Here is a 19,288-nt window from a genome sequence, read left to right as displayed (position 1 = left end):
TGGTGTTGATGATGCAATATTCGACGTTGGTTGGTGCGATTATATTTTAAAAGATGCTGATATTGATTAGTATATTTAATAATAAGATATCGTCTATTTTTTGGTTGGTGTGTCGAAGCTTTCTTCGTAATGATTAAAGTTTACTTCTCGATAAGTTGTGCATCATAAATGAGTCGCCATTCCTTATCAGTTGATAGATACGCAATGGTCACTGCATGGCCGTTTTTAGCCAACTTCCGTAGCTAGCAATCTAACGTAGATCCGGTAAGCGTTAAGAGTACATCCGCTTCAGGTCGATTGCTGAGTGCTTGATCCTTGGTGTCACCGTTAACAACGCGCCGCAAAATTCTTCCATTTGTCACATTTAAATGTTTATGTTAGTCACATTTATTTGTACAATTGCAATGTTTAGAGATAAATCTATAGGGGATGGAAATCAATTCAATAGATTTTCTCAATTCTATCGATTCTATTGGCAGTTCTTTAATCCACAGTAATTCGTAGTCTCAAATGCTCGGCATTGCCGAGCCAAAGTGAAGGAGTATTGTTATGCAAGCTGACGTTGCACTGCCCATGGTTCGGTTGGGTAGAATCAAAAGTGTTGATCCATTTATGCCGAAATATGGAATCGGTCATCCGCTGCAACACGCGGTTATGACTTCAGTGTCTTCAGGTAAAAAAGGCACGGGATCCGGACGTTCCAACAAGGCGATGGTCGCTAAGCGCAGTGGTAAAGTGCAGGACAGGAGGCAGCTGCAAGGTGTCTTTTTAACAGTGCTTGCGGCGTCGATGGGGTATGCCGGGAAAGCAGCAGCTCAGGTCTACGTGAATGCCAATTCTACTGGAACATGCGTACAAATACTGGATGATAGTAATCAGCAGTCCATCATTCAGAATTTTAGTGGATCGCAATGCGAGCCGGATTTGACGCAAACAGAGTATTCCCTGTTTTTCGACTATAGAAACCTTGTTCTTGGCGGGTCCTTATATGTCAATGAGGGCAAACTCGGTTTAGTTGATATCACTGGTGCAACTTATTCTATGCGTCTAGGGAGCGTTGCCACCGTGAATGGACCGGCTGGCATCGACTCGATTGCTATCGGTTCAGGGCAAGGTTCGAAAACTGACGGTAAGACCAGTGGCGCCACTGTTGCAAGCGGGCTGCGTGCGATTGCCATTGGTTCTACGGCTCGTGCGCAATCTCTTGATTCAATTGCTTTAGGGACTGGCGCATCCGGTACAGGTAATTTAGGGATAGCAATAGGCAATTTAGCAGCGACTTCGGGCGCCAATGGGGTGGCAATTGGCGCATCAAGCAGTGTGACCGTTGCAAATGGAGGCGTGGCGCTGGGACAAGGCTCACTGGCTTCTACCGGCGCGGGTATCTCTGGCTATGATCCAAAGACAAGGGGTACTTCGACTGATTCCTCGTCAACGTGGAGGAGTACGCTGTCGGCAGTCAGTGTCGGCAATGTGTCCTCTGACACCACCAAGACACGCCAGATGACAGGTTTGGCAGCGGGTACGGCAGATACGGATGCGGTGAATGTCGCCCAGCTTAAGTCACTTACTGAATCTGTCAATGCTGGTTGGAATTTGACAGCTTCTGGGGCCAACAGCAGTAATGTGGGGTCGGGTGAGTCGGTGGACCTGAAGAATACCGATGGGAACTTGTTGGTCAGTAAAACAAGCGACAGCAATGATGTGCTTTTCAATCTGTCCAACGAAGTCAAAGTGGACAGTGTGACCACTGGCGACACGGTGATGACCACCGATGGTGTGAAAGTGGGCAGTGGCGTGGTGTTGAGTTCGACTGGATTGGTGATTATGGATGGTCCATCGGTCACCAGTGCAGGCATTAATGCCGGTAGCCAAAGGATCACTCAAGTTGCAGCCGGTACGGCAGACACGGATGCCGTCAACTTTAGCCAGCTTCAATCGGTGAGCGATACGGCCAACAAGGGTTGGAATTTGACAGCTTCTGGGGCCAACAGCAGTAATGTGGTGCCGGGTGCGTCGGTGGACCTGAAGAATACCGATGGGAACTTGTTGATCACTAAAACAAGCGACAGCAATGATGTGCTTTTCAATCTGTCCAACGACGTCAAAGTGGACAGTGTGACCACCGGCAATACGGTGATGACCACCGATGGTGTGAAAGTGGGCAGTGGCGTGGTGTTGAGTTCGACTGGATTGGTGATTATGGATGGTCCATCGGTCACCAGTGCAGGCATTAATGCCGGTAGCCAAAGGATCACTCAAGTTGCAGCCGGTACGGCAGACACGGATGCCGTCAACGTTGGCCAGCTTCAGTTGGTAAGCGCTACAGCCAGCAGGGGTTGGAATTTAATGGCTTCCGGAGTCGACAGTAGTAATGTGGGGCCGGGTGAGTCGGTGGACCTGAGGAATACCGACGGAAACCTGTCGATCAGTAAAGCAAGCAACAGCAATGATGTGATTTTCAATTTGTCCAAAGATTTCAAACTGGAGAACGTGATCACTGGCGACACGGTGATGAACACCCATGGCGTGAGGGTGGGTAGTGATGTGACGTTGGGTTCGACTGGATTGTTGATTGCGGATGGCCCCTCGGTGACCAGCACGGGCATTAATGCTGGTAGCCAAAGGATCACTCAAGTTGCAGCCGGTACGGCAGATACGGATGCCGTCAACGTTGGCCAGCTTCAGTCAGTGAGCGATACGGCCAGTAAGGGTTGGAATTTGATGGCTTCCGGAGCCAACAGCAGTAATGTGGCGCCGGGTGAGTCGGTGGACTTGAAGAATACCGACGGAAACCTGTTGATCAGTAAAGCAAGCGACAGCAATGATGTGATTTTCAATCTGTCCAAGGATTTCAAACTAGACAGTGTGACCACTGGCAACACGGTCATGACGACCGATGGTGTGAAGGTGGGCAGCGGCGTGATCTTGGGTTCAACCGGATTGGTGATTGCGGATGGCCCCTCGGTCACCAGTACGGGCATTAATGCCGGCAGCCAAAGGATCACTCAAGTTGCAGCGGGTATGGCAGACACGGATGCCGTTAACGTCAGCCAGCTCAATAGTGTGGTCGCGGGCATCAAACCAGTTCGTTACTACAGTACGAATGATGGTGGTACCCAGGGAGGCAACTATGATGGCGATGGTGCGACGGGCATTGGGTCTGTAGCGGCTGGTGTGGGTACGCAGGCATCGGGTGAAGGCGCGACAGCGCTAGGCGCTGGTGCTGCGGGCAATGGAAAAGGCTCCGCGGCGATAGGCCGCAATGCAAGTGCCAGTGCTGATGGCAGTGTGGCGTTGGGGGATGGTGCGAAAGATGGTGGGCGTGGTGCTGAGAGTTACACCGGGAAATATTCAGGTGTACAGAACAACACAGTGGGAACCGTTTCGGTGGGTGATGCTGCTAAGGGGGACACTCGCACGATCAGTAATGTCGCTGATGCTAAGGAAGCGACTGACGCGGTGAACTTGCGTCAGCTTGATTACGTCGCTCAGCAAGCCAATCGTTATGTTGATGACAAGATACACAGCATTGGCGATGCACAGAGTTTCGTTAAAGTTAACCATGTCAGCAGTAGTAGCACTCCCAGTGCGAGCGGAGTCGACGCAACAGCCATTGGTGTCGGTGCCGTAGCTTCGGGTACCGATAGCTTGGTGGTAGGTCAGCATGCCAATGCATCTGCTGAAAGTGCGATTGCCATTGGTTCTAATGCTGTGGCTTCGGGTGCCGATAGTGTTGCGATGGGTAAGCATGCCAATGTGTCTGCTGACAATGCGGTTGCCATTGGCGCCAATTCAGTGGCCGACCGTGCCAACAGTGTTTCGGTAGGCTCGGCGGGTTCTCAGAGGCAAGTGACGAATGTGGCCGCCGCAACGGCAGATACTGATGCAGTCAATCTGGGTCAACTCAATCAGGGGTTGATCACCGCCAAACAGTACACTGATGGAATCGTAGGCAGTCTTCGTAGGAATAGTAATGCAGGCGTGGCGGCAGCAATTGCGACGGCAAACCTCCCGCAGGCTTATGTTCCGGGACGAGGCATGACCTCCGTAGGCGTCAGTAGTTACCAGGGGCAGTCCGCCATTGCGGTGGGTGTTTCAGCGGTTTCTGAGAGTGGGCGTTGGGTGTTCAAATTCAGTGGTAGCGCTAATACTCGCAGTCAAGTGGGCGTAGGTGCAGGTGTGGGTTATCAGTGGTAAATACAGGCTGTCAGCAATGAAAACCATAGGACGAGGGAAGCTCCCTCGTCCTAACTCAATGGCACCGTGTGAGTCCATAGATATAAAACACATCAGCCACTTTCAGATGCATGCAACACAAAAAATCGTATGGGTTGTGCCGTAGTGCATGGTCTCCGTTGTCGTACTGTGCCCGTTGGTGTGATTTGATTGCGCCTCTGTAGGATTGGGCTGAACCTAATCCCGGGTGACATATTTAAAAAAACTACATGCGGCTGCATGTGAGTCATGCTCGGTGTCAAGCCAAGCCTTAATGATGTCAGCCTTGGCGGATTGGTGGCCATGATTGGGCTGAAACGGTGAAATCGACTTCGTTTAGAGAAGCTCTGTCAGGCATGTTGTATCGTGTTTCTCGGTCATCTTCATCTATGGTTGAGGGATGCGTTGATTGGAATCCTTACTATTCAGAAAGTGTCAATCGGCTTCTGCGGCATGATCGCTTGGTGCTTGACATTGTTGGATAGGAACGGTGTTGCATGAACATCTCTAGTGATGATGAACGCATTGCTTTCTAGCATCTGTTCGGCAGATCCTGATGTGCTTTTAGTGATAGTCGTTGTCTCGCGTTTTCCGTGTGTCGTGCCACATAGGGCGCGATACATTAAGTGGCTGGAAAGAGATCGCAAGATTGATGGATATCTGCTTGTTACTTGGCCGTATAGACCGAGATATTTGACTGTTTATTAGATGTGGGATTTCGCTGCGCACGCGATGACAGCAGGTAGTGTGAGTGAGTTGTGAACGAGAGTTAGGACCGCTTGCTGTAATCTTCCCAAGATCGGTGGGTTCATGTTCTGAACGGAAGCTTGGATAAAGTGTTACGGGAGCCCTCGACAATCACGTTACTGTTGTCGATCGTCATCGCGCGTGCTGATCGGGTATGCATGCGTAGCGCACGGCCGGCTGAATGTGCAGACAGCCAGGAATCCTGTGAGATGGTTGTCGTAGATGGCTCGGCTAGAATCATCGCAGGAGGAACTCCATTATGTTCATTACACTGATAGCCGTGATTGTTGCACTCGCGTTGGGACATCTGTTCCCTTCCCAGGTAGCAACATTGCGTTCTTTCGACTGGTTCGGCCGCTGGCTGGCTTGGATGGGTCGTCTGGTCCAAATGCGTGACCTGTGGCAGACCTCATATGGCTTGGGGTTAGCATTGGGACCACTGTTGTTGACCGTGGCTTTGCTGCAATGGTGGTTGGACGGTGTTTGGCACGGTCTGTTTTCATTACTGTTCGGTGTGGCTGTGGTGATTTGGACCTGGGGGCCCCGCGATTTGGACCGTGACGTTGAAGCAGTGATTGATGCTGACGATGCGTCAGCTCGACACTTGGCAGTCAGGCAACTACAGGCAGCCGGTGGTAGCCTGTATGACGATATCCCTTCGTTGGTTGAAGCTGTGGTGGTTAACGCACTACGGCGTTGGTTGGCACTGTTGTTTTGGTTTCTGTTGCTAGGGCCGTTTGGTGCGGTGTTGTACCGACTGACTGCGCTGGCAGTGGAGAGCCGTTTAGCAGCACATTTGCCGCCTGCTAACAGGCGCGGTGCGAGTCGCTTTCTGTCGATGATGGAATGGCCAGTGGCACAGCTGATGACACTGTCGATGGCGCTTGTAGGCAACTTCGATACCGTGTTTCGTGCCTGGCGTGAGGCAGGTGGCAACCGTTTAAACTTCGAGCTTGCTTTTCTCGGCGATGTGGCGCGTGCCAGCGTGCGCGGCGAACTGCGTGAAGAAGCGACTGACTATACCGAGTCTGGTCTAGTTTCGGTGTGGCGACATTTGCCTGAGTTGCGTGATGCAATGAACCTGGTGTGGCGAGTGTTGTTGCTGTGGATAGCGCTGCTGGTATTGCTGATCATTGTTAGCTGGGTCACTTGAGTAGATTGTCTGTGTTGCTGCGACTTTCCGGGTCAAGCAAGGTTGACTTTAAACTGACCTTGCTACGGGTAAGTCGAACTTGGTTTTTATGTGGGATTGCAGAATTACGTGTACCTCTATCGTCAGGCTGCGGCGATTTTAGTTAGAACTTCCTTGCCCGAAGTGCTGACTGAGATTGAGCCGGCCTTGCTCGATTTTCATATCACTGTGCGGGGCATTGGGGTGCATGGTGAGTCGGACATGCCGCAAAAGTATTCCGGCGCATTCCATTCAGTCAGATGAGTCGAGGCCCGCATTCAAGGAGATGTGCTTCCGCATCTCGGATGATTGAACACTTTATCGACGGCCACAAGATCAATGATGTGAAGAGTCGTGTTGCCTTTAATCTGGAATGGTATTCGCAGGATCAGACCTTCGAGCGTGATCTATATGCGATGAGGGCATTCCACGAGTGCGGTCTGATCAGTTTAGGTGCCATGGTGACACGTAGCGAGACGCTAAACGCTGTTTTGGAAGTAGTACCGCGACTGACCAGAACCGGTGAACCAGACCTGTTCAAAACCGTGAAGCAAGCCGGTCAACCTAAAACGGTACACAACAAGTACGCTGCTAGCAGGATGTGGATGGAGAAACGACTGTAATGGTGGTTGTCCGGTCCTGGTATTCGGCATCACTCCGAAGCTGAAACTGCATGATAGTTAGACGTTTGCAACGATCCTGGCGTATCTACCTGCACAGTTTCAGAATCCGACGGGAAAAGTCGCACGGAACATCACCGGCTGTCCCGTGATGGAACGACGGATCTTGCTGAAATCATGACCTTGCCAGTGAACGATGCTTTACTTCTGGGTCTGTAATGCTCTACTGCCTGAAGGTATCAAGGTGCTGGAAGCCTAGGGCTTCATCTACACAAGCAACGTGGTGCGGCACAAGATCTGTAAGGATGGCCGTTCAGATAGTCGAGGAGTCGGTTTCTAATTCCGTCATGTCACGGAACCGCTGCTGTTTGGACTGCGTGGTAAGAACGCCCGAACGTCACAGCAGATCAACGACTGGGTAGCCCACAAACGGGAACATTCCCGCACGCCAGATGAGTTTTACTGCGTTAGAGTCTTGCAGCCCTGGACCTTACTTGGAATTGTTTGCACGCGGCTCGCGTAAAGATTAGGCCGTATAGAACCATCAGGCGGAAGAATATTTCCCGGATTGGCCGACTTACTCACACCACTCACAGACTGAGCATAGCGGCATAGGCCTGTCAGGGATCAAACTTGCCTCTGTTTCTGGTATCGATGAGATGAGCATCGCGCGGTGATCTGGATACTCTGATCGTATTCCTGATCACGTGCATTGCTTTCTCCATCTACAGCGTGCATTGATTTTGGGATCATACCGAGGGCATGACAATAGTAAACCGGCCAGTCTGACCGTGGAGCACCGACGGTTGCCAAGGTCTGAGCCTGGCGGCACTTGCCACTTGATTGAGCTTCGCAGTGGCGATGTGAGTGGCTTGCCATGCGTGTTACATGCGCAGTAGCAGCGCCGCTGAGAATGTGACTCGCGCCCACTATGTCGATGTCCATCGTCATTGATGCGCGTTCCTGGTTGAGTGTCGTCCAGTCAGCCCGCCAAGCTTGCATTGGGAAAACGAGGCGGTTGCTTCCAAGCGGCGCTGAAGAACATCGCACCTACATCAGGTGTTGAATAGGTGGGCTATGTCGTGGCCAATTCCGGGATATCTTCAGCCGGCACCGGCTGCATGAGTGCAGTGACTGCGGCACGCAGTTGCGGTAGCAATCGCAATAGCAACGTTAGCTGAGTCGCGAGCAAGTGACGGGTGCGGTCGTCGGATTCTTTGATTGCCTCCAGTGTATCGATCAATCGTTGTTCGATCTGCGCTTCAGGCATGGGGGGAGCCGTACGTGCTGCCAATGCATGTGAGATTGCTTCCAATTCCTGTTCTATATAAGCCCCTGCTTCCTCTAATTCCGTTGTGTTTGAGATATCCGCCAGTGGTGCACGATGTACGCCCAGCGCCGACAGATGGCCCAGTAGCGTGTTGGTCAGTGCCAGGAAGCGGAACCCAGTATCAAGATTACGCCGATAACGACCAGGCTCACGCAACATATGTGCCAACGCTGCTGACAATCCTGCATCCGCGTTATTCATGTCGCGGCGCGCAATGCGATAGTCCAGGTCATCAACAGGCTGACCACGATAATACACAAGCACCTTGTCCAGATAGTTCGCACAAGTGTCAATGACATGAGCGCAGATCTTGTGCAACCGTCGACCCTGCCAATCAGGAAGAATCAAAAACGCAGCGGCGGCGGCAATTGCACAGCCAATTAAGGTATCGAACAGACGTGGCCAGATCAGTACAAAACCATTGCCGATCAGATTGAAACAGAACAGCACCATCGCTGTAATCGCAGTGGTAGCCACCATATAACGTTCGGTGCGGGTGAGGATGAAGATCAGCGTACTGAGCAGAGCGAACACCAGCTGTAATAAGGTATTGGAGAACAACTGCATCAATACCCAGGCGATCACCAAGCCAAGCAGCGTGCCGAGAATCCGCTGTATCAAGCGCAACCGGGTCGCGTCGTAATGGGGGCGGCAGACGAAGGCAGTCGTTAACAGAATCCAGTAGCCATTATTGGTATTGATCGAATGTATCAGCAGATAGCCAGCACTCAATGCGATGGCCATACGTAGACCGTGCCGGAACAGTATCGAATTGGGGGTGAGTTGCTCCCCCAGGCGTGCCACCATCTCTCGCAACGTGTGTGGCGAGGAATCGCTTAAGCGCATGTCCATCTGCTCGGTGGCGGTATCCAACTGCGCAGCCTCGAAGAGACGCCGCTCAATTGTTTGTAGATTGCTCACTAACAGATCGAGCGTGCCAAGTAAGCGCCGTTGTGCGGCATTGGGACGGTTTTTTAAGAAGCTCAGTGACTTGTATAAATCGTCGCTGGCCAGACTCGTATCCTCACTATAAACAAACGGCCGACCTAGCTGGATAGCCTTCCCCAGCGCAGCGCAGAGCAACCCTTGCAGGCTGAGCAGACGTTGGCAGCGATAGAGGACATCGCTGTGGAAGAACGCCTCAGTCAGTGCCTCATATGGATAGTGTGAGGAACTGGCGCGTTCGTGAAACTCCTGAGCCATGTAATACAGTCGGAAGTACACCCCGGAGCGCATACCAGGCCGGCCAGAGCGACCGAAGCGCGCAATGATCACGTCTTTCACATCGTTAAGTGCGGTGACCACGCGTGCGTTCTGCTCGGACAGCGCCAAGCGTATGGCATACAAGTCACTTTGTCGCACCGGTTCCAGCAGATCGGCTTTAAGTTGCAGGTAATGGCCTAATTCTTCGAACAGCCGTGACAGGCGTTCGCGCACTGGACGGTTGGCAAATAACAGGACCCATAGAATCGACAGCGCCCCATACCAGGCAGCACCAATCATCAGTAACACGACACCCTGCCATGGCTGTTCTCCACCGTGGTCAATGCCGATCATGGCATAGATGGCCAAAGCCACAGTGGCTTGAGCGATCAAGGCATAACGCTCACCGAGCGCACCGAGTAAGGTCAGAGCGAACGTTGAGGTCGCCATACCCAGCACAAACAATGCTGGATGCGGAAATAAAAGGACCACGCTGGCCCCGGCACCAGCAAAGCACAGCAGCGACAGCAGCACCGCCTTGCTGCGACCTAACCAGTTATCGTCAGTCTCTGCGATAGCACTGGCAATTGTTCCCAAGAAAAGGCTCGCTACTGCATCAAGGTGGTCCGTCTCCCAGCAGACAGCGATGGTGACCGAGAGGGTGATCAGCACACGTAGGGCGTAGCTCGTTTTCTCATGCGTCCATAGACGATTGAGCTCGGAGGTGAGGTGCCCTATCCAATGTTTACTCGAGCTGGTCAAACAGGTCTTTCCAGAAGTTCTGCTTCAAATCGCTTGATACTGGCGATCATGTTGAAAAAATGACTGCAATGCTGATGATCCAGCACTGCAAATTGACCAGTCTGTCGAGCACAGGTCACTTTCTGGTCATCGTCCCGGGGGAGCATATTTAGTGTCCGGCTTGGCCTGATGAATGCGTTGGAAGATCTGCAGCGGCGTTTTCCCTGGTGTCGCGCTAGTGTGCCTATTTCTAAGGCGTGCTCTAGCGACTGGAAGAGCACCGGATAGCAGGATTGCAATTCCCACCAGGCGATATGAACAATGTCATACGCCGCTGTGCCGGAGGTGTGACAAACATGCATGAGATGTTGCTGCATCCCCCAGTCATTTGGCAGGTGATCCTGATCGCACTGCGCGATAACCCTTCTATGGGAATGTGTGTCGCTGGCAATACGGCGTTCCAATGGCTGTTTCTGATCCTGCGTATCGTTGCAAGCGATCAATCGATGATCCATTCCTTTGACCAGTACCCGTAAGCACTGCAGAAAACGGCCCGGTAGGCGGCGAGCCAATATTTCCTCCAGCAGCAAGCGCAGCGCTTTCATCCTGGATGAATCCTTTTGAAGATTGGTTGCCACCCATGGCCGCGTTGACCGTCCCCCGTGATAGGGGGGGTGATGTTCTGATTGTCGTGTCTGCGATGCCGCCTGATGCCGTCGCGGTACTTGACCAACCCACGCCCCCCGTAATGTCTTGCAACACGGTCCGGTCTCCCGCTGTCAGCGGATCTTGGGGACGTTTCTAGCTGCCCGATCACTAATTGCAATTGCCGATCACGATGATGCCCTGGTGCTGCGACGCAGGGCATCAGGTCGGGAGCCGGATCGTACAGCAGAACCCTGTCAGACACGTCACGATCAGGGAAAAGCAATCTGAACGAACGATCTTGTAAATGCAGAGTGAGAGAGTTCTTGTCCATCGATCGGAGTACAGGCGAGGCGATACCAGGCACACGGTGTGTCCCTGCTTTTGGACCATTGAGAAAGATCGCAACGTTGCAGCCATGCCCTGTATCGATATGGGAATGTGAGATACGCCCGTGTCCTGTGATGTGTTTGAAGGTACGGATGGACTGACACCGTTCAAATGCGCCCAGATCTTTAATGGCCAGCGTATTCAGGGCAACCTGTTGATGTTGTCGGTCCGGTGCGTTGTCGGATGGATGCACATCTTCCACAGCGCTGCTTGCATAGCCCTGACCGATACATCCATCCAGAAACACGCCTGGGCGGTCATGGAGTCCGCGTTTGTAGCGTAATTGTTTCTGCTGCACGGCCGGGATGGGTGCGTCCTTCGCGAGCGAGACGGAATACGACATCGTCCACTTAACCCCGCTCGTTTCCATGCTGTATTGCAATTCAATTAGGACGGCGTTGTGATGCGGATTGCAGCCAGGGCTGCGGGCTTCACAGCAGTGGTGGTGCGTATCCAGGGCAGTGCGGCAATTGTCTTGGAGACCCGGGTCAAGCAAACCGGACAGAGTGAAAAACGCCCGCTCGCCTGAGCGGGTGACCCCGACAACAAACACGACACATGCTGATCTGTTTTTAAGATGAACGTTGCGGAAGCCCTGAACATGTTTCAGGATGATGGGCTCGATTTTCATACGTGCAGTTCCAGAAAATGAGCCGCTGGGGTGGCATCATGGTTACGGCGTGGAAATATTATCGCGGGTCGCTTCAATGTAAGCCACAGCAATCAATCCGTGACTTCGTAGCATTTCAGTTCAATCGGGATGGCAGTGTGATAGAGATCGCAGCCAACGCCGAGTACTTCACGGAAACCATTGCACTTGCCCAGGGCCGCGTGGTCATGAGTCCTGGGGACAATGGTCAGGAAAACCAGCCAAAGTGAACAACGTGCACGCGGTCAGCACAGTGCCGGTAGGCACTGCGCGTTCATGGGCAAGCTGATCAAACAGCCTCCATAGAGCGCCTGCCGATGCTGGCCGCGAGTCACGCAGCGTGCTCGCGCATGATAGCGCGCCAGCCAATGTCGTTGCGCTGGAAGGCGTTGGCCCAGTGCAGCGATGCCACACCGGCGTAGGCGTTACGCTGTGCTTCGGAAACGTTGCTCCCGAGCGCGGTGACGCACAGCACGCGCCCGCCTGCCGTGACGATGCGGCCTGCTGCGTCGAGTGCAGTCCCTGCATGAAACACCTTCACGTTGGCTGGGAGTGCTTCCAGACCGGAGATGATATCGCCGGTGATGGGTGCCTCGGGATAAGGGCGCGCTGCCATCACCACACCCAGTGATGGGCGCGGATCCCACTGTGCTGGCACCTCATCAAGACGACCATCGAGTGCGGCTTCGATCAGTTCCAGCAGATCGGATTGCAAACGCACCATCACCGGTTGAGTTTCCGGGTCCCCGAAGCGCACGTTGAACTCGATGACTTTGGGCGCACCACTGGCATCAATCATCAGGCCAGCGTAGAGAAAGCCCATGAAGGGCGTACCGTCAGCGATCATGCCCGCCACGGTCGGGTTGACGATCTCGCGCATCACCCGCGCATGGATCTCGTCCGTGATGACCGGCGCGGGTGAGTAAGCGCCCATGCCCCCCGTATTGGGGCCCATGTCGCCGTCACCGACGCGCTTGTGATCTTGCGACGTGGCCATCGGTAGCGCGTGTGTACCGTCGACCATCGAAATGAAACTGGCTTCCTCTCCATTGAGATAGTCCTCGATGACCACGCGTGCGCCCGCATGACCGAACACGTTTCCGGACAGTATGTCGCGTATTGCCACCTCGGCCTCGGTCACTGTCATCGCCACAATCACTCCTTTGCCTGCCGCCAAACCATCGGCTTTTATGACAATCGGAGCGCCCTGTTCGCGTACGTAAGTGATTGCAGCATCGACATTGGTATGCACCGCGTAGCGCGCGGTGGGGATACGGTGGCGGGCCAGAAAGTCTTTTGCATAGGCTTTACTGCCTTCTAATCGTGCGGCGGCGGCTGTCGGCCCGAAAATACGCATCCCAGCTGCGCGGAAGCAGTCGACAATGCCAGCGACCAGCGGCACTTCAGGGCCTACCACGGTCAGATGCACCGCTTCGCGCTGCGCCAACGCCAGCAGTCCGTCCAGGTCGGTGACCTGCACAGGCGCATTACGGCATTTAGTCTCTGTTGCGGTGCCGGCGTTGCCGGGAGCCACGATGATTTCGGAGACACGCGGAGATTGGGCGAGTTTCCAAGCCAGCGCATGTTCACGGCCGCCAGAACCGATGACAAGGAGTTTCATAGGACATTACATGGATGAATGGAGAGGGAAGCGCATTTCAGCATGACGTTCAGATCAATGCCGTTGTGAGGTGTCATTTAAAAAAGTGCAAGGAAGCGTCGCGGTCTGTGGCTGACTGATGGGGGATGTTACCTATGATGCTTGCGATGCCAGCCCTCATTGAAACGGCGGTGCTGTTTCATGACCTGTTCAAAGACCTTTGATTTTTTCGATTGCATCGAAGTTCAAGAAGATGTGTGTGCGATCCGCCTCCGTTGATGCCTCTACAGAGATGCCATTCCGAAGGGGTGCCAATGCCCGCTATCGTATCAACACTTTCACACTGCAACGCAGTAATGTGCTGTTTCTGCCGTGACGCCGCTGGCGCGCTTTTTCAAGCACCTCGGGAACGTTATTGTGTTGCTCAATGGATTCCCGGCCAATCATGCGCATGCGTGCATCCTCGATTCATTGGTTGTTGATCTTGATGATGAGCACAGCATGGCTGGTACATGTTTTTAATTCTTATGTCTGCTGGTGCTCCCCCTGGCATTGTCGTGGTTTGCCCAGGGCATCTTGATCCTATGGAAGTCGTCTTCCAGCCTGGCTGATTCACATGCCGACACGTGATAGGCGCACCTGAATCCAGGCAGGAATCGTGGGTAGCGGCCCACATCGGAATATTTATTGTGCAAGTGAACGTGTTACAGACAGGAGATGTCCTGTGACCATACGATGTCAGTCAGAGGGCGCGTGGCGTTATGTTCTTCAACACTGGCAATCAATGGGATGGACGTTCCGAATCTTCAACGTGCTGATGTGCGGGGTACCTACCATTGCTTGGTTTCCCTAATTTGCATCGCATCCTTTGAAGCGGCTGTGCCATGTGCAGCCATCCAAGCCATAACGCATTTCCGTTCAGTGCCGGAAATGGCGCACCCCGGTGAAGACCATCGCAATCCCATGTTCGTTGGCTGCCGCGATCACCTCGTTATCACGCATCGAACCGCCTGGTTGAATCACGGCATTGATGCCAGCGGCGGCGGCGGCATCAATGCCGTCGCGGAATGGGAAGAACGCATCGCTCGCCATCACCGAGCCTGCGACAGCCAGATGGGCGTCGACCGCCTTGATGCCAGCGATGCGCGCTGAATACACGCGACTCATTTGTCCGGCGCCGATGCCAATGGTGCGATTGTCCTTGGCGTAAACAATGGCGTTGGACTTGACGTACTTGGCCACGTGCCAGGCAAACAGCAGATCGCGTTGTTGTGCATCGGTGGGAGCAAGCTTGGTTACCGTCCTGAGCACATCGGAATGGATGTGCATGGTATCGGCGCTTTGGACCAGCAGTCCGGAGCCGATACGCTTAAAATCGTACTGATTCATCCCGCGACCTTCTGGGATACGCAACACGCGCACATTGGCCTTCTTGGTTGCATAGGAAAGGGCATCCTCAGCGTAATCCGGTGCAATTAACACCTCGACGAATTGACGATCCAATATGCTTTGCATGGTGACCGCATCCAGCATGCGGTTAAAAGCAATAATGCCGCCAAACGCACTGGTTGGATCCGTGGCATACGCTGCTGCGTAAGCCTCACCGCAGGTCATCCCGATCGCGACGCCACAGGGGTTGGCATGTTTGACGATGACGCAGGCTGGCGCTTCGAGTTCACGGATGCATTCCCAGGCGGCGTCGGCGTCGACGAGGTTGTTGTAGCTGAGTGTCTTGCCCTGGAGTGGCTGGAAGGTCGCCAGCGTCCCGGGCTGCAAATGCACATCGCGGTAGAACGCGCCCCGTTGATGCGGGTTTTCACCGTAACGCAGCTCCGTCACTTTCACGAAGGTATGGTTCAACTGGGCCGGGAATTCATCCCGCAGCGGCACCGCCATCTCCGTGTCGGAGACGCTCGAAAGATAGTTGCTGATGGCCGCATCGTACCGGGCAACGTGGTTGAACGCCGTCACGGCCAATGCAAAACGGGTGTTGGCTGAAAGCTGGCCGTGGTGTGCGTTGAGTTCAGCAAGCAGCTCGGGATACTGATCCGGTGACGTTGCCACGGCCACGCGCGCGAAATTCTTTGCCGCTGAGCGCAGCATCGCCGGGCCACCGATATCGATGGTGTCTACCGCCTCGGCCAGCGTGCAATCTTTTTTGGCGGTGATCTGTTCGAACGGGTACAGATTCAATACCAGCAGATCGATCGCTGCGATGCCGTGTGCGGCCATCACCGCATCGTCGATACCGGTGCGTCCGAGCAGGCCGCCGTGGACCACGGGGTGCAGCGTTTTCACGCGGCCATCCATCATTTCCGGGAAGCCAGTCACATCGGCTACGTCCTGCACCGGCAGACCAGCCTCGCGGATCATGTTGGCCGTGCCACCGGTGGACAGTAATTCAACGTTGCATGCCACCAACGCGCGCGCCAATTCGATCACGCCTGTTTTGTTAGAAACAGACAACAGTGCCCGGCGTACGGGCAGAAAATCGGATGTCATGGGGGCACACTGTCGACGCGGAGTGAAGCGGCATTGTAGGTCCTTCCAGTGTCAGTGTGGGATCTGGGGGGCGGTGCCTGGCGATCCAGGCGGCGGGTGGGCCTGGATGCCTGTTCATCCCTTGCCTGTGCTGCTCGGGATGGATGCTGCAGGTGCTACGGTGTGCGGATGCGTTGCAGTGATGTGCAACGTCTGACGTTTGGATGGCGCTTCCTAGCGTTGCTCACCTGTCGCGTTGTTCCTGGTGGGCTGGATCAGCTTAACGCAGTGATTCTAAAGCGTAGGTATTGCATGTGCCCGATGAGTGATGGCGCACATGCTGGCAAGAAGGGCAGCACACGCAGCAAGACCAGCACGGGACCCATGCGGCGGACACGTTGACGCTGAGTGGCGAATTAGGAGTGTGCTCAGGTGCATTCACTTGCACATCGTATCCAGCACAGGGTGGCCCAGAGGGTGAGCGTAGCTTTCGAGTGTGTGTCTGCTGCGGTGGGAGCCAGTGAAACAATGTCAAGCGATCGTTTTTCAGGAAGCCATGCAGTTGAGCTCGCACCCAAGGCACTCGCCGAGAGGCCAGACACCAAGCGTCACGGTGCGATCTCGCGCAGCACGGTTACTGCTCCTTGTCGAAGTCAAAAATGCACATGGTGCATCACGCTCGATGTTTCGCAAGGATGGCGCTGCAATTGACCGTTCAAGATTGTTCTGCATTCTTATCGTATCTCCCCTGGTGCCGCGTGATCTCGATGTGCTCACGTGTCTGCACGGGTCGAAGTAGGCGTGTTTGAGTGGCTGACATGCATGCTTACTGCCGCGCCGACCAAAGTGCCGCATGCATCTCTACAAGGGTTGCACCAAGAAACTGCGCGCCGGCTGGACGGTAGTGTTGCTCCGTTGCTTGCCAGGTTGCGCGCTCGGATTGCTGCTATACGCAGTGCAGCACAATGTCTGCCCTGGTGGCTCGATGGGTGCGATGTCCCGTTGCGGAACGGGATCAATGTCGAGTGTGTTTTATCCTTGGTCGTGACTCACGCTTAACATTCTCCAAGTGAATGATGTTTCCCATAGAGAGACATCGATAGTGATGCAGGTGGCTGGACATGAGTCAGCAGTGATGTTTCAGGAGGACATCCGGAGGATGTGTGCCTGTATCCATACCAATAGGCAGGTTGTTGAGCTTGCCGCCGCAGGGAGCGTTCTGAGGAATAAACGTTAGTGACTGAAGGGCGTTAGCGATCCGCAAGGGAAGGGGGGCAGGTGACTCCTACAAAGCCCTGTTGCCGCCATGCCTCGAACACCATCACGGCGACGGCATTGGAGAGGTTCAAGCTGCGGTTCTGCGGTTGCATCGGTAAATACAGGCGCTGCGATGCGGGGATGGCGTCCAACACAACGTCGGGCAGGCCCCGGGTTTCTGGGCCGAAAAGAAATGCGTCTCCCGCGCTGAACGTTGGGGTGTCGTAGCGCACCTGGCCACGTGTACTGAGTGCGAACAGGCGTCGTGGTGCGATTGCGGCGAGCGCACTGGTGAGGGTGGGGTGTACCTGCATCCGCGCGTATTCGTGATAGTCCAATCCAGCGCGCTTGAGTTGCCGATCGTCGAGATCGAAACCCAGTGGTTCGATCAAATGCAGACGCGCACCAGTATTGGCGCACAGGCGGATCACATTGCCGGTGTTGGGTGGGATTTCGGGTTGGTACAGCAAGACATCGTAGCTAGAGATGTGCATGAGGGCAGTGTAGCCCCAGCTTTGAGGTACACCGTGTTTTACCAAGTTCGGATCGTTGCAGCGAGATGCGCCAGGCATTGATGATGGTAACGAGGCTGCTTAGTCAGCACCCCAGACGGATAGACCTGGGGTACGGTTGTGGTTGCAAGACTTTTGTTGCACTTCATGAATCGGGTTGGAGCGATGGCTCCAGTCGCTACCACCATTGCCAAGTTCCACGATTGGGGCACAATCGAATACTTCGATGCATTGCTGCATTTATTGTAGAACAGTCTTATGCGTGTTTTGATCCTTGCTTTGCTTGTCGCTACTGTTATTTCTGCTTGCACGTGGGTGCCGATTGAATCGGTTGGAAAAACAGTGCGCGTGTTGCCCCGGGGGACTGTGCCGAATGACTGCCAATCCCAGGGTGAGATTATGGTGTCGGTTAAGAATAAGGTCGGGTTTTATACTCGGAATCCGTTGCGCGTCCAGGATGAATTAGAAACCCTGGCACGTAATGAAGCACCCTCAATCAACGCCAATACAGTCCAGGCACTGGGTCCGCCCGTCGACGGCAACCAGCGATTTGTGGCGTTCTATTGCGGTGGTCGCTGACGCCACAACGCGGCGCAGTGGCACCAGTCTGGAATGCTAAAGATGCGGTAAAAGCATTCAATCGCTAGAATAACCGCCTCTCGCCCGATTCTGGCGCTATTTATTTATGTTTTTCAAGAATGTCTCCATTGCGGGACTGGCGCATATTGACGCCCCATATACACTCACTTCGCAGGAAATTAACGCGCGGTTGCAACCGATGTTAGAGCGGCTCGGGATTAAGAGCGATGTGCTCGGTGATATTGCCGGCATCGACGCGCGCCGCCTGTGGGATACCGACGTGCAGACTTCCGATGTGGCAACGATGGCAGCGCGTAAAGCACTGGAGGATGCCGGAGTGGAGGTGGGCCGTATCGGCCTTGTCGTCAACACTTCGGTGAGTCGCGATTATCTGGAGCCGTCCACTGCTTCGATGGTGTGTGGCAATCTTGGTGTTGGCGAGCAATGCATGACCTTCGATGTGGCCAATGCTTGCTTGGCCTTCCTCAACGGTATGGATATTGCAGGGCATATGCTGGAGCGTGGGGACATCGATTATGCCTTGGTGGTCAATGGCGAAACCGCTAACCGCGTTTACGAAAAGACCCTTGAGCGGATGAGTGCCCCTGGTGTGACCGAGCATGAGTTCCGCGAGGAGATGGCGGCGTTAACCCTCGGTTGCGGTGCTGTGGCGATGGTATTGGCGCGTACCGATCTGATCCCTGATGCACCTCGATACAAAGGGGGGGTCACCCGCTCGGCCACCGAATGGAACACGTTATGTCGCGGCAATCTGGATCGCATGGTCACTGACACCCGCTTGATGCTGATCGAGGGCATCAAGCTGGCAGAGAAAACCTTTGTTGTGGCGAAGCAAGTACTAGGTTGGGCGGTGGAGGAACTGGACCAGTTTGTGATCCACCAGGTCAGCCGCCCACACACGGAGGCGTTTATCAAGTCATTCGGCATCGATCCGGCCAAGGTCATGACCATTTTCCGCGAGTACGGCAACATTGGTCCGGCTTCCGTGCCGATTGTGCTGAGCAAGCTCAAGGAACTGGGCCGTCTCAAGAAAGGTGATCGCATTGCTTTGCTCGGCATTGGTTCAGGGCTGAGTTGCTCAATGTCAGAAGTGGTGTGGTGATGCCAGGATGGGCCAAGCAGCC

14 protein-coding genes are annotated in these 19,288 nt (G+C 54.2%); 8 read left to right on the top strand and 6 right to left on the bottom strand.

Translation table 11 applies throughout. The features are described 5' to 3' along the window. Nucleotides 1-549: 549 nt before the first annotated feature. The 3 genes from PLS229_RS06735 (at nucleotide 550) to PLS229_RS11950 (ending at nucleotide 6,759) form a co-directional block, all read left to right on the top strand. Nucleotides 550-4,200: a YadA-like family protein gene (locus PLS229_RS06735; protein WP_114867132.1), complete on the top strand. Its 3,651-nt coding sequence runs from the start codon at nucleotides 550-552 to the stop codon at nucleotides 4,198-4,200. Nucleotides 4,201-5,224: 1,024 nt separating this feature from the next. Then, the gene (gene ampE / locus PLS229_RS06730; RefSeq protein WP_038271558.1) at nucleotides 5,225-6,118 is read left to right on the top strand and encodes a regulatory signaling modulator protein AmpE; all 894 of its coding nucleotides are present in this window, start codon (nucleotides 5,225-5,227) and stop codon (nucleotides 6,116-6,118) included. A 323-nt stretch (nucleotides 6,119-6,441) separates the two neighbouring features. Beyond that, on the top strand, nucleotides 6,442-6,759 hold the full coding sequence (locus PLS229_RS11950; RefSeq protein WP_051482342.1) for a BglII/BstYI family type II restriction endonuclease: 318 nt from the start codon (nucleotides 6,442-6,444) through the stop codon (nucleotides 6,757-6,759). A 1,072-nt stretch (nucleotides 6,760-7,831) separates the two neighbouring features. Here the strand turns inward: PLS229_RS11950 and yccS are convergent. The 3 genes from yccS to PLS229_RS06710 all read right to left on the bottom strand — a co-directional run bounded on the left by yccS (nucleotide 7,832) and on the right by PLS229_RS06710 (nucleotide 11,408). Then, the gene (gene yccS, locus PLS229_RS06720; RefSeq protein ID WP_230428288.1) at nucleotides 7,832-9,961 is read right to left on the bottom strand and encodes a YccS family putative transporter; all 2,130 of its coding nucleotides are present in this window, start codon (nucleotides 9,959-9,961) and stop codon (nucleotides 7,832-7,834) included. Nucleotides 9,962-10,047: 86 nt separating this feature from the next. Further along, the gene (locus PLS229_RS06715; protein WP_152536631.1) at nucleotides 10,048-10,635 is read right to left on the bottom strand and encodes a hypothetical protein; all 588 of its coding nucleotides are present in this window, start codon (nucleotides 10,633-10,635) and stop codon (nucleotides 10,048-10,050) included. Next, a complete protein-coding gene (locus PLS229_RS06710) occupies nucleotides 10,632-11,408 on the bottom strand; it encodes a hypothetical protein (RefSeq protein WP_152536632.1) in 777 nt (258 codons plus the stop codon). The genes PLS229_RS06715 and PLS229_RS06710 overlap by 4 nt, the downstream gene beginning before the upstream one ends. A 57-nt stretch (nucleotides 11,409-11,465) precedes the next feature. Here PLS229_RS06710 and PLS229_RS12445 point away from each other — a divergent pair, with 57 nt between their 5' ends. Continuing rightward, entirely contained in the window at nucleotides 11,466-11,594 is a 129-nt protein-coding gene (locus PLS229_RS12445) for a hypothetical protein (RefSeq protein ID WP_267903149.1), read from the top strand. A gap of 119 nt (nucleotides 11,595-11,713) precedes the next feature. Next, on the top strand, nucleotides 11,714-11,944 hold the full coding sequence (locus tag PLS229_RS06705) for a hypothetical protein (RefSeq protein ID WP_152536633.1): 231 nt from the start codon (nucleotides 11,714-11,716) through the stop codon (nucleotides 11,942-11,944). A gap of 101 nt (nucleotides 11,945-12,045) precedes the next feature. Here the strand turns inward: PLS229_RS06705 and purD are convergent, their stop codons facing one another. Next, a complete protein-coding gene (gene purD / locus PLS229_RS06700) occupies nucleotides 12,046-13,335 on the bottom strand; it encodes a phosphoribosylamine--glycine ligase (RefSeq protein ID WP_038271566.1) in 1,290 nt (429 codons plus the stop codon). A gap of 897 nt (nucleotides 13,336-14,232) precedes the next feature. Beyond that, entirely contained in the window at nucleotides 14,233-15,816 is a 1,584-nt protein-coding gene (gene purH / locus PLS229_RS06695) for a bifunctional phosphoribosylaminoimidazolecarboxamide formyltransferase/IMP cyclohydrolase (RefSeq protein ID WP_038271569.1), read from the bottom strand. Nucleotides 15,817-16,572: 756 nt separating this feature from the next. On the opposite strand from purH, the gene PLS229_RS06690 reads away from it, so the two are divergent. After that, the gene (locus tag PLS229_RS06690) at nucleotides 16,573-16,854 is read left to right on the top strand and encodes a hypothetical protein (RefSeq protein ID WP_152536634.1); all 282 of its coding nucleotides are present in this window, start codon (nucleotides 16,573-16,575) and stop codon (nucleotides 16,852-16,854) included. A 191-nt stretch (nucleotides 16,855-17,045) separates the two neighbouring features. Here the strand turns inward: PLS229_RS06690 and PLS229_RS06685 are convergent, their stop codons facing one another. Next, nucleotides 17,046-17,546 (bottom strand): tRNA (cytidine(34)-2'-O)-methyltransferase, encoded by a 501-nt coding sequence (locus PLS229_RS06685; RefSeq protein WP_038271638.1) that lies wholly within the window; start codon nucleotides 17,544-17,546, stop codon nucleotides 17,046-17,048. A gap of 276 nt (nucleotides 17,547-17,822) precedes the next feature. Between PLS229_RS06685 and PLS229_RS06680 the strand changes: the two genes are divergently transcribed. Beyond that, on the top strand, nucleotides 17,823-18,143 hold the full coding sequence (locus PLS229_RS06680; protein ID WP_038271574.1) for a DUF4156 domain-containing protein: 321 nt from the start codon (nucleotides 17,823-17,825) through the stop codon (nucleotides 18,141-18,143). Nucleotides 18,144-18,249: 106 nt separating this feature from the next. After that, nucleotides 18,250-19,266 carry a 3-oxoacyl-ACP synthase III gene (locus tag PLS229_RS06675; RefSeq protein WP_038271575.1) on the top strand — a complete coding sequence of 339 codons (1,017 nt, stop codon included), beginning with the start codon at nucleotides 18,250-18,252 and terminating at the stop codon, nucleotides 19,264-19,266. The last annotated feature ends 22 nt before the right edge of the window (nucleotides 19,267-19,288 follow it).

It is taken from the genome of Xylella taiwanensis, from assembly GCF_013177435.1.
GTDB classification, from domain to species: Bacteria; Pseudomonadota; Gammaproteobacteria; order Xanthomonadales; family Xanthomonadaceae; genus Xylella; species Xylella taiwanensis.
The sequence above is the reverse complement of the archived record's forward strand: the minus strand, read 5'-3'. Positions and strand labels throughout refer to the sequence as shown.